This is a genomic window from Hyphomonas oceanitis (assembly GCF_036964545.1).
In the GTDB taxonomy this organism is placed as follows: Bacteria; Pseudomonadota; Alphaproteobacteria; order Caulobacterales; family Hyphomonadaceae; genus Hyphomonas; species Hyphomonas oceanitis.
The window spans coordinates 127646-140840 of record NZ_JBALTL010000006.1; the positions used below are offsets into that span (position 1 = coordinate 127646).

At 58.7% G+C, this 13195-nt stretch carries 14 protein-coding genes; 9 read left to right on the plus strand and 5 right to left on the minus strand.

Going from position 1 to position 13195, the window contains the following annotated elements; translation table 11 throughout:
- The first annotated feature begins 68 nt into the window (after positions 1-68).
- On the plus strand, positions 69-407 hold the full coding sequence (locus V7651_RS16175) for a P-II family nitrogen regulator (RefSeq protein WP_034743224.1): 339 nt from the start codon (positions 69-71) through the stop codon (positions 405-407).
- Positions 408-463: 56 nt separating this feature from the next.
- Positions 464-1867, plus strand: coding sequence for a type I glutamate--ammonia ligase (glnA, locus tag V7651_RS16180; protein ID WP_035540604.1), 1404 nt, complete (start codon positions 464-466; stop codon positions 1865-1867).
- A 137-nt stretch (positions 1868-2004) separates the two neighbouring features.
- Here the strand turns inward: glnA and clpX are convergent, their stop codons facing one another.
- From clpX to V7651_RS16200, 4 genes are all read right to left on the minus strand, one after another.
- On the minus strand, positions 2005-3267 hold the full coding sequence (gene clpX, locus V7651_RS16185; RefSeq protein WP_035540602.1) for an ATP-dependent Clp protease ATP-binding subunit ClpX: 1263 nt from the start codon (positions 3265-3267) through the stop codon (positions 2005-2007).
- Between the two features lie 128 nt (positions 3268-3395).
- Positions 3396-4019 carry an ATP-dependent Clp protease proteolytic subunit gene (locus V7651_RS16190; protein WP_035540601.1) on the minus strand — a complete coding sequence of 208 codons (624 nt, stop codon included), beginning with the start codon at positions 4017-4019 and terminating at the stop codon, positions 3396-3398.
- Positions 4020-4137: 118 nt separating this feature from the next.
- Positions 4138-5049, minus strand: a complete 912-nt coding sequence (locus V7651_RS16195; protein WP_335613752.1) for an alpha/beta fold hydrolase — start codon at positions 5047-5049, stop codon at positions 4138-4140.
- Positions 5050-5120: 71 nt separating this feature from the next.
- Complete coding sequence (locus V7651_RS16200) at positions 5121-5708, minus strand: uracil-DNA glycosylase family protein (RefSeq protein ID WP_035540597.1); 588 nt, start codon at positions 5706-5708, stop codon at positions 5121-5123.
- A gap of 47 nt (positions 5709-5755) precedes the next feature.
- Between V7651_RS16200 and V7651_RS16205 the strand changes: the two genes are divergently transcribed.
- From V7651_RS16205 to V7651_RS16225, 5 genes are all read left to right on the plus strand, one after another.
- Complete coding sequence (locus tag V7651_RS16205) at positions 5756-6652, plus strand: pirin family protein (RefSeq protein ID WP_335613753.1); 897 nt, start codon at positions 5756-5758, stop codon at positions 6650-6652.
- A gap of 95 nt (positions 6653-6747) precedes the next feature.
- Complete coding sequence (locus tag V7651_RS16210; RefSeq protein ID WP_335613754.1) at positions 6748-7152, plus strand: hypothetical protein; 405 nt, start codon at positions 6748-6750, stop codon at positions 7150-7152.
- A 154-nt stretch (positions 7153-7306) separates the two neighbouring features.
- The gene (locus V7651_RS16215; RefSeq protein ID WP_335613755.1) at positions 7307-9052 is read left to right on the plus strand and encodes a M28 family metallopeptidase; all 1746 of its coding nucleotides are present in this window, start codon (positions 7307-7309) and stop codon (positions 9050-9052) included.
- An 85-nt stretch (positions 9053-9137) separates the two neighbouring features.
- Positions 9138-9935: a 23S rRNA (adenine(2030)-N(6))-methyltransferase RlmJ gene (gene rlmJ, locus V7651_RS16220; RefSeq protein ID WP_051625015.1), complete on the plus strand. Its 798-nt coding sequence runs from the start codon at positions 9138-9140 to the stop codon at positions 9933-9935.
- On the plus strand, positions 9935-11035 hold the full coding sequence (locus tag V7651_RS16225) for an FAD-dependent oxidoreductase (RefSeq protein WP_335613756.1): 1101 nt from the start codon (positions 9935-9937) through the stop codon (positions 11033-11035). Before rlmJ ends, V7651_RS16225 begins: the two co-directional genes overlap by 1 nt.
- 56 nt (positions 11036-11091) lie before the next feature.
- Here V7651_RS16225 and V7651_RS16230 read toward each other — a convergent pair whose 3' ends face one another.
- Positions 11092-11244: an entericidin A/B family lipoprotein gene (locus V7651_RS16230; protein WP_084146405.1), complete on the minus strand. Its 153-nt coding sequence runs from the start codon at positions 11242-11244 to the stop codon at positions 11092-11094.
- 154 nt (positions 11245-11398) lie between these two features.
- Between V7651_RS16230 and purQ the strand changes: the two genes are divergently transcribed.
- Together purQ and V7651_RS16240 are read left to right on the plus strand one after the other, a co-directional pair.
- On the plus strand, positions 11399-12067 hold the full coding sequence (purQ, locus tag V7651_RS16235) for a phosphoribosylformylglycinamidine synthase subunit PurQ (RefSeq protein WP_335613757.1): 669 nt from the start codon (positions 11399-11401) through the stop codon (positions 12065-12067).
- Between the two features lie 75 nt (positions 12068-12142).
- Positions 12143-13153, plus strand: a complete 1011-nt coding sequence (locus V7651_RS16240) for an adenosine deaminase (protein ID WP_335613758.1) — start codon at positions 12143-12145, stop codon at positions 13151-13153.
- Positions 13154-13195 lie beyond the last annotated feature (42 nt).

Genomic DNA, 13195 nt, shown 5'->3' on the forward strand with positions numbered 1-13195 from the left:
TCGCCTAGAAGCGCGAGTGAGCCTACCCAAAAATGAATACCAATTCAGCGGCTGGGAGAACATGGGCCATGAAAAAAATCGAAGCAATTATCAAGCCGTTCAAACTGGACGACGTGAAAGAAGCGCTACAGGAGATCGGTCTGCAGGGGATGACCGTGATCGAGGCCAAGGGTTTTGGTCGTCAGCGCGGCCATACTGAGCTTTACCGCGGTGCCGAATATGTCGTCGACTTCCTGCCCAAGTTGAAAATCGAAATCGTTCTTGCAGACAGCGCCGTCGAAGGCGCGGTGGAAGCAATCAAGAAGGCCGCCCACACTGACAAGATTGGTGATGGCAAGATCTTCGTTTCCGCCGTACTGGAAGCTGTTCGCATCCGGACCGGCGAAACGGGCGACGCCGCGCTCTAATCCTGCAATAACCGTTCGAAGACACATTCAGACCACTAACCTGGAGGGCAAATCCAATGGCTGACAAACTAATCAAGATGATGAAGGACGAAGACGTTCAGTACGTCGACCTTCGTTTCACCGATCCGCGCGGCAAAATGCAGCACGTGACGTTTCACAAAAACATGGTCGAGGATGATTTCTTCTCCGAGGGCCAGATGTTTGACGGTTCGTCGGTTGCTGGCTGGAAGGCCATCAACGAGTCTGACATGCTTCTCATGCCTGATCAGGACAGCGCCATCATCGACCCATTCTTCCAGCAAACGACGCTGGCAGTGATGTGCGACGTGCTCGACCCTGTGTCCGGCCAGCCGTACAACCGCGACCCGCGCACGACGGCCAAGAAGGCAGAGGCCTATGTCAAAGCCGCTGGCGTTGGCGACACTGTGTTCTTCGGCCCTGAAGCCGAATTCTTCGTCTTCGACGATGTCCGCTGGTCGGTCGAGCCCCATAACACGGGCTACAGCTTCGATTCGACGGAACTGCCGATCAATACCGGCAAGGAATACCCGATGGGCAACATGGGCCACCGCCCTGGACCCAAGGGCGGTTACTTCCCTGTTCCTCCAATCGACTCCGAGCAGGACATGCGTGGCGAGATGCTCTCCGTCATGTTCGACATCGGCCTGGACCCTGAAAAGCATCACCACGAAGTGGCACCTGCCCAACACGAACTGGGCCTGAAATTCTCGACCCTCACCGTGATGGCGGACCGACTGCAGCTCTATAAGTACGTCATCCACAATGTGGCTGCGTCCTATGGCAAGACGGCGACCTTCATGCCCAAGCCAATGTTCAAGGACAATGGCTCCGGCATGCACGTGCACCAGTCCATCTGGGGTGGCGGCAAGCCACTCTTCGCTGGCGACGGCTATGCTGGTCTTTCCGAAATGTGCCTCTACTACATTGGCGGGATCATCAAGCACGCCAAGGCTCTCAACGCGATCACCAACCCGTCGACAAACAGCTACAAGCGCCTTGTCCCGGGCTATGAAGCACCCGTCATGCTGGCCTATTCGGCCCGTAACCGTTCGGCTTCGATCCGTATTCCTTTCGGCTCCAACCCGAAAGCGAAGCGTATCGAAACGCGCTTCCCGGATCCTGCGGCCAACCCGTATCTCGCCTTCGCAGCTCTGCTCATGGCTGGCCTCGACGGCATCGAGAACAAGATCCACCCGGGCGATGCCATGGACAAGGATCTCTACGATCTGCCACCAGCTGAAGCCAATGCGATCCCACAGGTTTGCGGCTCACTTCGCGAAGCCCTTGCGGCCCTCGATGCTGACCGCAAGTTCCTGACCAAGGGCGGCGTGTTCGACGACGATCAGATCGATGCCTATATCGAACTGAAGATGGAAGAGAACATGCGCTACGAACTTCACCCTCACCCGGTGGAATTCGAAATGTACTACAAAGTTTAAGAGCTTGATCCCTCTTAACGACCCGGGCCGGCATCTCAGGATGCCGGCCTTTCTTTATGTCCTGACGGGAATTTCGGTGAATAAAAAGCCCGGACCATCGGTCCGGGCTTTTCTTAATCTCGTATATGTCTCAAGGATCAGCCAGCTTCAGGCTGGCTCTTCTTGGCGTGGACGTAAAGCGGCTCGGCATTGCCTTCGACCACTTCGCCATTGATGACCACTTCTTCGACGCCGCGCAGGTTTGGCAGTTCGAACATCGTGTCCAGCAGGATCGATTCCATGATCGAGCGAAGGCCACGCGCGCCTGTCTTCCGGCCGATGGCCCGGCGCGCAACGCTCGTCAGGGCTTCCGGCGTGAAGGTCAGCGCCACATTCTCCATATCGAACAGTTTCTGATATTGCTTCAGAAGCGCGTTCTTGGGTTGAGTGAGTATCTCGATCAGGGCTTTCTCATCAAGATCTTCCAGGGTCGCAATGACCGGAAGGCGCCCGATGAATTCCGGGATCAGACCGAAGCGCTGAAGGTCTTCAGGTTCGGTGCTGCGCAGGATTTCACCCACGCCCCGTGCTTCTGGATCCTTCAGCGATGCGCCAAAGCCGATCGAGGCATTGTCGCCGCGCGACGAGATGATCTTGTCGAGGCCAGCAAATGCGCCGCCAACAATGAACAGGATGTTCGTCGTGTCGACCTGCAGGAACTCCTGCTGCGGATGCTTACGACCGCCCTGTGGCGGCACAGCGGCGACCGTGCCTTCCATGATCTTCAGAAGCGCTTGCTGCACGCCCTCACCTGACACATCACGCGTGATGGACGGATTATCGGACTTGCGCGAAATCTTGTCGATTTCATCGATGTAAACGATGCCGCGCTGGGCGCGTTCAACATTGTAATCAGCCGACTGCAGCAGCTTCAGCACAATGTTCTCGACATCCTCGCCGACATAGCCAGCTTCTGTCAGCGTCGTCGCATCAGCCATCGTGAATGGCACATCCAGGATACGCGCCAGCGTCTGAGCCAGCAGCGTCTTGCCGCAACCCGTAGGGCCTACGAGCAGGATGTTGGATTTCGACAGTTCGACACCATCGGCTTTGCCAGCGTGGGACAACCGCTTGTAGTGGTTGTGCACGGCAACCGACAGGATGCGCTTGGCGTGGCGCTGCCCGATGACATAGTCATCAAGCACGTCACAGATTTCCTGTGGCGTCGGCACACCCTCGCGGGAGCGCACCATCGCCGTCTTATTTTCCTCGCGGATGATGTCCATGCACAGTTCGACGCACTCGTCGCAGATGAACACCGTAGGGCCAGCAATAAGTTTCTTAACTTCATGCTGGCTCTTTCCACAGAAAGAACAGTAGAGCGTATTCTTTGAATCGCCTGAGCCGTTTTGCTTGGTCATGCCGTCCTCAATGCCGGGTAAGGTTTAACGGGGCCTTTAAGCGCCCTCACCCGGTTTCTTAATATGACAATAAGGGTCATGGCCCACCCTGCAAGAGGCGGGCCGTAATTGGTGGGGGGCGTCTACGCCTATTTTTCGTCCTCGCGGTCGCGCGGTTCGAACACCTTGTCCACAATACCGAATTCAACGGCCTCTTCTGCCGTAAGGAACGTATCCCGATCGAGCTTGCGCTCGATCACATCGTATTCCTGGCCGGTATGCTTCACATAGATATTGTTGAGACGCTTCTTGAGGTCGATAATATCCTGTGCGTGGCGCTCGATATCTGTAGCAACGCCTGAGTATCCGCCCGATGGCTGGTGCAGCATGACACGCGCGTTCGGCAAGCATGTACGCATGCCGTGTTCGCCGGCTGCAAGGAGCAGCGACCCCATGCTGGCCGCCTGGCCGAAGCAAACAGTCGAGATCGGGCAGCGGATGTATTGCATCGTGTCATAGATCGCGAGGCCCGACGTAACGTATCCGCCTGGGCTGTTAATATACATCGCGACGTCTTTTTTCGGGTTTTCCGACTCAAGAAACAGCAGCTGCGAGGTGATCAGCGCCGCCATTCCGTCATCAATGCCGCCAGTTACGAAGATGATTCGCTCTTTCAGCAGGCGAGAGAAGATATCAAATGCCCGCTCCCCGCGGCTGGTCTGCTCCACCACCATGGGAACAAGGTTGAGGGCAGTCTGGTAAGAACTCGTCATGAAATATCGCCTCGGGGCTGGCTATCTGGAATCTCTATTCTGCCAGAACTGGCAGAACACCTTATATTTGTCCACGCGTGACTGACCGCAAGGGGCTTTGGGCTGTGGAATGCCCGCTTCAACGCCATGGCCAATCCGGCGACCCACTGGGCAGGGCTCCCCCCGGATCCTTCATGAAGGCAAGGTAATCGGCATGGACCGTTTCCGCCTGCAGGTCGCGCATAAGCATATGGTACCCTTTCGGATAATATACAGTCTGAATACTGGCCGGCAGCTTTTTCGCCGTGCGTTTCACGCCAGGCGGCGTGATCACGAGGTCATTGGCGCCGTAGGACATCAAAATGGGTACCTTATCGCTTAAATTCGCAACGCGCTGATACGCCGTCTCCATAAGGCTAACGACACCGTAGACCTGATCAATCCGGTTTTCGGGCATCATCAGCGGATCAGCCCATGTCCGGCGGAGCATCTCAATATTGTCTGAGGGCTCGATCTTGACGAGGCCGCGCGGCGGTCGAACGATCCAGCCAGGCCGTATACGCGCCGAAGACCAGAGGCTCGCCTTGTACAGCGGGTTGATAGCGCCCCAGCCTCGCAGGCCCGGGCCTGAAGCGATCAGACGGTCTGCCTCGGGCGGCCTCTCCGATCCGAATGCGCTAAGAGCGACCGAGCCGCCCATGGAGATGCCGACGACCGTGATGGTAGCCCCAGGGTGCCGGCTTCGCGCCACAGCGACCGCCGTGCGCAGGTCCTCACGCATCAGCTCCTCATCCGGCCAGATGCCCCTGCCCGGCGACCGGCCAAAGCCCCGCTGGTCATAAGCATAAGTCGTCACGCCGTGTGCGGCCCAATAAGGCGCGGCCATGTGGAAAGCGTTGGCATAGTCGTTCATGCCGTGAACACCCACGACAACATATTTCGGCTCGCCCACATCATCGGCTGCCCAAACCGTAAGCCCCAGATGCGCCCCGTCTGCCGCCACGAACACCTGATCTTCTATTTCGAAATGAGGTTCGACCGCCTCAGACATCGATAGCGCTCCCTGTGTGACCGGATGGGCACAGCTGGTAATTATCAAGCTCGCGAAAATCATTGTTGCACTTACAAGGCCGCCCGCACGGCGAGGCGAAGTTCGGGTAGCACGTCCGCCTCGAACCATGGATTGCGTTTCAGCCATGCTGTGTTTCTCCAACTGGGGTGAGGAACAGTGAACGTTCGATCACTTGCATAGTCTTGCCACTTGCTGACGGTCTCCGTCAATGTCTTCCCTGCGCGCGGCCCAAGGTGCCATTTCTGCGCAATCGCGCCGACCAGGATCGTTACGCTTATTGCCGGTAGTCGATCCAACAGGCCCGCGCGCCAAGTCTCTGCGCACCGCACCATTGGCGGCCTGTCTGCCCCTCTTGAATCATATCCGGGAAAGCAAAAACCCATCGGCACAATGGCAACGCGAGAACGGTCGTAGAATTCTTCATCCGTCACCCCCATCCAATCGCGCAGGCGGGTGCCCGAAGGGTCATTGAACGGAATACCGGTAACATCAGCCAGGTTTCCCGGCGCCTGCCCCGCCACAAGAATGCGGGCGCTTGCACTGGCTTGCAGCACCGGATGCGGCGGCCGGCTCATCTCACCAGCGCACAATCGGCAAGTGCGAATTTGATCTAGATATGGCTGGAGATCGTCACTCATGATGTCATATGTGAAGTCTATGATTTCGCAGGAAAGGCCAAAAGCACATGACGAATGCAATTGTCAGAACAATCGAGCCACGCGCCAAGGACCTTGGCGGGGGGTTCCGTGTACGCCGCGTGCTGCCCTTCCATGCGCAGAAAATGGTCGGCCCTTTCATCTTCTTCGACCATTTTGGGCCCGTGGACTATGGCCCCGGCGAAAGCTTTGACGTGCGGCCACATCCTCATATCGGCCTCTCCACAGTTACATACCTTTTCGAGGGCGCCATTCGCCATCAGGACAGCCTCGGCACAGACCTCGTGATCCGCCCGGGCGCGGTCAACTGGATGACCGCCGGGCACGGCATCGTCCACTCCGAGCGCACCCCGGCGCCTGAACGCGAAGCGGGCCAGCGTATGCACGGGCTGCAAACATGGGTGGCGTTGCCGATCACGGAGGAAGACTGTGCCCCCGCCTTCACCCACCACTCGGCCGACTCGCTGCCATCTTTCCAGAAAAATGGCGCAAGCATTCGGGTGCTAGCAGGGGAGGCCTGGGGATATAGCTCGCCGGTGGAGTTCCCATGGGACATTCTCTACATCGCAATCGAAGCCCCTGACGGCGCAAGCATGATCCTGCCAGCCAGCCTCGCCGAGGAACGCGCCCTCTACATCGTCTCGGGAAGCGCGCGCATTGACGACGAAACGGCTGAGGAAGGCCACATGCTTGTCATCGCACCGGGCGAGGACATTGCGGTCGAATTCCTGCCCGGCACCAAGGCCGTCGTGTGCGGTGGCGCCACGATGGACGGTCCCAGGAAGATTGAATGGAACTTCGTCGCGTCCGACACGGACAAGATCGAAAAAGCCAAGCAGGACTGGGAAGAATCCACGAAATTGCATGGAACGGACCGCTTCCCCCTTGTGCCGGGTGACGAAGCGGAATGGATACCCCTGCCCTGAAATCGCCACATTTGGTTGAGACGCCCGCAACAGGCGAATTTCGGGAAACGGGGTCGCCGCAAACAAAACAATAAAGTCAAAGTGAGGGTGAATATATGAACTTCAAACTAATTGCTGGTGCTGCCGCATCAATGGCCATGCTTGCCGCTTGCGCCACACCTACAACGGCCGAATCGTCGGCTGCAGCCAGCCTCGACGCCGCTTCGGCCGAAGTGTCTGCGGAAGCCGCAGCGGACGCCGTTGACGTATCCGAAGAAGCCGCGCCCGCCTCAGAAGCCGCGCAGGGCGCCGCTGTCGAAGCCGCCGTCGCCGCTGAAACCGCCGAAGCAACAAACGACCCTGAAGTCGCTGCCGCTGCTGCCGACATGGCGGAAGATGCCGCCGAGGATGCGGCCGATGCTGCTGCTGTCGCAACAGCTGTCGCTGCCGAGGATGCTGCAGAAGCAGCTGAAGAAGCTGCGGATGAAGCAGAAGTCGCAGCCGAAGCGGCCAAGGAATAGTCCAAGGTCGAATTGACCTTTTTAAGGCGGGTTCCAGCAATGGAACCCGCCTTTTTGCTATGCGCCCTGCACAGCCGTGCCTTGAAGCCTGACGCGGCCCATGCCAGACCTTGTCCCAAGCAAGCCGAAATGCCCATTGGAGGGGCACTCAAATATGAAACATTATGTACTCGCTGCGTCCCTGATGGCGCTCGCTGCATGTGGCAGCCCGAAGCCGGAGTCCACTCCCGCCGCGGCGCCCTTTGCGGAGACGCCGCCCGCCCCGACTTTGCTGATGCCACTCCCGACAGATACGACAGCCGCTATCACGGCGAGTGACCTCGCCGAGCGCGTCAAGACGCTGGCAGACGATACATTCGAAGGACGCGGTCCCGGCACGCCGATCGGCGAAGAAGCTGCCGCATGGATTGGCGCTGAAATGGCCCGTATCGGCCTTCAGCCTGGCGGCGATGACGGAACGTATTTCCAGAAAGTCGCAATGGTTAACCAGACCATTGAACCGGACCAATCCTTCCTGACCTTCACCGCTCCCGACGGCACCGAAATGCCAACCGTCCTGAAACAGGACTCCGTCATCTGGACCAAGCATCAGGACTCCACGACTATCTCGTTCGAACCGTCCGATGTTGTCTTCGTCGGTTACGGCGTCGACGCTCCGGAATATGGCTGGGACGACTATGGTGATCAGGATTACGCCGGCAAAACGGTCGTGATCCTCGTCAACGATCCCGGTTTTGCGACTGGCGACCCGGAGCTGTTCAAGGGCAAGTCCATGACCTATTACGGCCGCTGGACCTACAAGTATGAAGAAGCGGCCCGTAAAGGCGCCACCGCAGCCATCATCGTCCACGAAACAGAACCAGCCTCCTACGGCTGGGATGTCGTGAAGAACTCATGGTCCGGCGCGCAGTCCGATCTCGTTCGCGAAGATGGCGGCGCTGACCGTGCCGAACTGGAAGGCTGGGTCACCCGCGCAATGGCCGAGAAGCTCTTTGCGTCTGCCGGCCTCGACTTCGAAGCCATGAAGACAGCCGCGAAAAGCCGCGGCTTCAAGCCGGTATCCCTGACCGGGCTGAAGGCGACTGGCGAAATCGTCCAGACCATCGACAAGCTGGATAGCCGCAACGTGATCGGCGTCCTGCCAGGAACCACCACGCCGGACGAATACATGCTCTACACAGCGCACTGGGATCACCTCGGCAAGAAAACCGGGAAGAAGACCGGTGCCCCAGGCGAGGATTTCTATGAAGACCAGATCTATAATGGCGCCGTAGACAATGCGACCGGCGTGGCAGCCTTGCTGGAACTCGCTGAAGCCTTCGCGGCAGAGCCCCACGAACGGTCCCTTCTTTTCGTCTCGGTCACACTGGAAGAATCCGGTCTGCTTGGCTCGGAATACTTCGCTGAGCATCCAACTGTGCCCCTCAACGAGATCGTCGCCGGCATCAACATGGATGGTGCCCTGCCCGTAGGCCGCACGCATGACATGGTCATAATCGGCTATGGCGCTTCGGAACTGGAAGACCGCCTAACGGACATCCTGAAAGCTGATGACCGCGTCATCAAGCCAGACGGCAAACCGGAAGCCGGCTACTTCTACCGGTCTGACCACATCTCGCTCGCCAAGCGCGGCGTGCCAATGCTCTACGCTGACGGCGGCGAAGACAAGCTTGAAGGCGGCATCGCGGCCGGCAAGGCAGCGGCAGCGGCCTATACAGCCGAACGCTACCACAAGCCGATGGACGAGTACTCTGACGATTGGGACCTCTCCGGTTTCGCCGAAGATATTCAGGCCCTGTACGAAGTGGGTGAAGGCATTGTCGATTCCACCGACTGGCCGACATGGTATCCCGGCAATGAGTTCGAAGCGGCCCGCAAGGAATCGCTCGGCGCCCAATAGACGCCCGCACCTAAACGTCATAGTCCCGGATGGCCCCGAAGGTCGTTCGGGACTATTTCATTCTGAAACCTCGAAAGACCACGCAATGCTCTCCTACCAACATGGCTATCACGCAGGAAACCGGGCCGACGTGCTCAAGCATGCGGTGCTGCACGCCCTGTTGAAGGAAATCGCGGCCGTAGGGAAACCGGTTCTATATGTCGAAACCCATTCCGGACGTGGCCGATATGACCTGACGGGCGAGCAGGCCCGCAAGGGCGGCGAATGCGATACTGGCATCCTCGCCCTGCACAATGGCAAGCCTCCCCGCCCTCTGAAGCCCTGGGTGTCAGATGTCGAGGCACGCGGCATGAAGGACTATCCGGGCTCGCCCGCGCTGGCGCAATCATTGCTGCCGCCGTCCGCCCGCATGATCTTCTTCGAGAAACATCCCGCTGAGCATGCCGCGCTTGTCAAATCCGTCGGCGAAGATGAGCGCGTACAGGTGAAGCACTCGGACGGCTATTCAGGCGCACTGAAGCTGGCGCCACGCGGGGCCGAGCAAATGGTCTGCTTCGTGGATCCGAGTTACGAGACGAGCCGCGACATTGATGCCCTCGCCCTGTGGACACCCCGCGCCCTCAAGCGTTGGCCAAATGGCATCCTCATCCTCTGGCTGCCCCTCTTCCGCGATGGTCGCGAAACAGAGTTCGGTGAATACTTGGCCAGCCTTGATGACTGTATCATTGCGGGTGCGCGCTGGCCTGTGGATGTGGATGACGAAAGCGCACTCGAAGGCTCGGCCATTGTCGCCTTCCGGGCGCCGCCATCGGCCAGCGCGCCTAGCCACGCCATCGCCTCATCCCTCCAGTCCTGGTGGTCGGCCGAAGCGGCGCGGACCTAGTGCGCATCCTCCTGATCGGTGGAGGACATACGCACGTCGTTGCGCTGAGGCATCTCGCTCGCAAACCACAAGCGGGGCTTGACCTCCATCTGGTAAGCCCGGACTCTACGACATCCTATAGCGGCCTGCTGCCGGGGCATGTTGCCGGGCATTGGCCACGGAACGCCCTCGAAATACCCCTTGAACCCCTGTGCAAGGCCGCCGGCGCGACCTTCCATATCGCCAAAGCAACCCATCTGGACCCGAGCAAACGCGAGGCGATCTTCTCTGATGGCCGTCAATTCGGGTTTGACCATGCCTCGCTCGATATCGGCGCCATCGCGGCCATCGACGCGCCCGAAAGCCTTAAAGCCCGGGGCGTACCTGTGAAGCCTCTGGGCATCTTCGCAGATCGATGGATGGAGTTCGTGGCTGATGTCCAATCACAAACCCGCCCGCCACACGTCGCGATCGTCGGCGCAGGAACAGCGGGTATAGAACTTGCCCTCTCCATGAAATATCACCTCGATAATATCGCGGCAGTACAATCGGTTTGCGTCTCTCTGCTCGAGCGTTCCGATTGCATCTTGCCCGGAGCTTCAGACAGCCTCCGACGGCAGCTTGCGCGGGCCCTTGCTAAAGCCGGAATCGTTATAAAGACGAGCGCTTCCGTAACAGATGCGACAGATGACACCCTGCTTCTGAACTCAGGAGAGACAGTACCCTCGCGCTTCACGGTGCTCGCATCGGGTGCGCGCCCCTACCCCTGGCTGGCAGAGACAGGGCTGGAAACACATGTGGGATTCATTGTTGTAGATGAGACCCTGAGATCGGTCAGTCATCCCGCTATATTCGCATGCGGCGACACCGCTCATCTCGGCTTTGCGCCAAAGCCCAAGGCTGGGGTCTACGCGGTGAGGCAGGGCCCGGTGCTCGCAGAGCAAATCATACGGCTTGTCAAAGGCGAGGCGCTCACGACGTATCGGCCGCAATCGGATTACTTGAAACTTGTCAGTCTCGGGCATCGCCGCGCCTTGGCTGAAAAATGGGGACTGACCCTCAACCTGCCAGGTCTCTGGTCTCTCAAGCGACATATCGACTTGAAATTCATGGAGAATTAGCAGGGGCAGTCCCGCAAGATGCCCCCCTCCCTCGTGAGGAAGGGGAGCCTTGGAGACTATTCCGTGATCTCTTCTTTGACGTCTTTAGCGGCATCCTGGACAACTTCTCCACCCGCTTCAACGTCTTTGCCGACGCCTTCAACCGTGTTGCAGGCCGTGACGAATGGCATGTAGGAAACGGCCATAAGGGCAATGAGGAACTTTTTCATTAGGTGCTCTCCTTCTTGACTGAGCAAGTCATGATGGGCCTGTATTTTTGAACCGGCAAGCGGTCATTTCGGTCGCCGGAAAGAGTCCGCATTGACCGCATAAACCGCTGAAATTCTATTCCCATTTCCTGCGACTCCCTGCTAAAGGGGCCGCATGAAAACCGCCGTCATTGTATTTCCCGCCTCCAACTGCGACCGTGACGCGCAAGACGCGCTTGCCCAAGTCACCGGCAAAGCTCCGGCGATGGTCTGGCACAAAGACGGCATCATCCCCGAAGATACGGATCTCGTGGTGATTCCGGGCGGCTTCTCATACGGCGACTATTTGCGCTGCGGCGCCATGGCGGCCAACTCGCCAGTCGTCGAGCAACTTAAGGCGCATGCCGAACGCGGCGGCTATGTGTTGGGCATCTGCAATGGCTTCCAGATCCTTTGCGAAACGCGCCTGCTGCCCGGCGTTCTCATGCGGAATGCGTCCCTGCACTTTGTGTGTCGTCCGCAGCGCCTGTCGGTGGAAAGCGCAAATACCGCCTTTACGAGTGCCTATTCCGGCAGCCCGACCGTCACGATCCCCATCGCACATCATGACGGCAACTATTTCGCGGACGATGCGACGCTCGACCGGCTCGAAGGCGAAGGCCGCGTTGTGTTCCGCTATGCCGCGGGTGAAAACCCCAACGGCGCATCGCGGGATATTGCCGGCATCATGAGCGACAACGGCCGCGTTATGGGCATGATGCCCCACCCGGAACGCGCCATGGGTGGCAATGAAGGCGGCGCAGACGGACTAGGCGTTTTCCTGAGCCTCCTGAACGCCGCTTAAGCTGCCACGACCTTGGAGCGCACACCGGCTCGTGTATAAGCGGGTTCTATCGCTCGTGTCTGCTGGAGGCCCTGAATGACTGACCGCGCCGCACTCATCGCCAAATTACCAAAAGCCGAACTGCACCTCCACATCGAAGGCAGCTTCGAGCCTGAGCTGATGATGCAGATCGCCGAGCGCAACGGTATTCAGACGGCCTTTAAGACGCTCGAAGAGGCCAAGGCGGCCTACGCCTTCTCGAACCTCCAGGAATTCCTCGATATCTATTATCAGGGCATGGCCGTACTGCTGCAGAAGCAGGACTTTTACGATCTGACATGGGCCTACCTGGAGCGCGCGGCGGCAGACAATGTCCGCCATGTGGAAATCTTCTTCGATCCGCAGGCCCATACCGAGCGCGGCGTCGCGTTTGCCACGGTCGCGGACGGCATTCTTGAAGCGCTTGAAGATGGCGAGACAAAGCTGGGCATCACGTCTCATGTCATCATGAGTTTCCTGCGCCACCTGAGTGAAGAAGACGGGTTCGCCCTGCTCGAAGAGTCCAAGCCTTATCACGCCCGATTTATCGGCGTCGGGCTCGACAGCTCCGAGATCGGCCACCCGCCGTCCAAGTTCGCACGCCTCTTTGCTAAATGCCGGGAGCTGGGTTTCAAGCTGTGCCTGCACGCTGGCGAGGAAGGCCCGCCGCAATATGTACAGGAAGCCCTTATCGACATCGGCGCTGACCGGATCGACCATGGGAACCGATCCATGGAAGACGAAGGCCTGCTTCAGGTGCTGCGGGACACGCAGACCCCGCTGACGAACTGCCCGCTTTCCAACCTGTCACTCTGCGTGATCGACGATCTGAAGCAGAGCCCGCTAAAAGCGCAGCTGGAAGCCGGCCTTCTTGTAACCGTGAATTCCGACGACCCGGCCTATTTCGGCGGTTACGTAAACCAGAACTATCAGGCGATCGCTGATGCGCTCGATCTTAGCAATGACCAGCTCATCCAGCTGGCACGAAACAGCTTTACCGCAGCCTTCATGAGCGAGGCGGACAAAGCCAAACACCTCTCCGAAATAGAACGCGCTATGGCCACATAGGCACAAACGCTCTGGCGACTCGCGCACTTTGCGGTTAAAGCG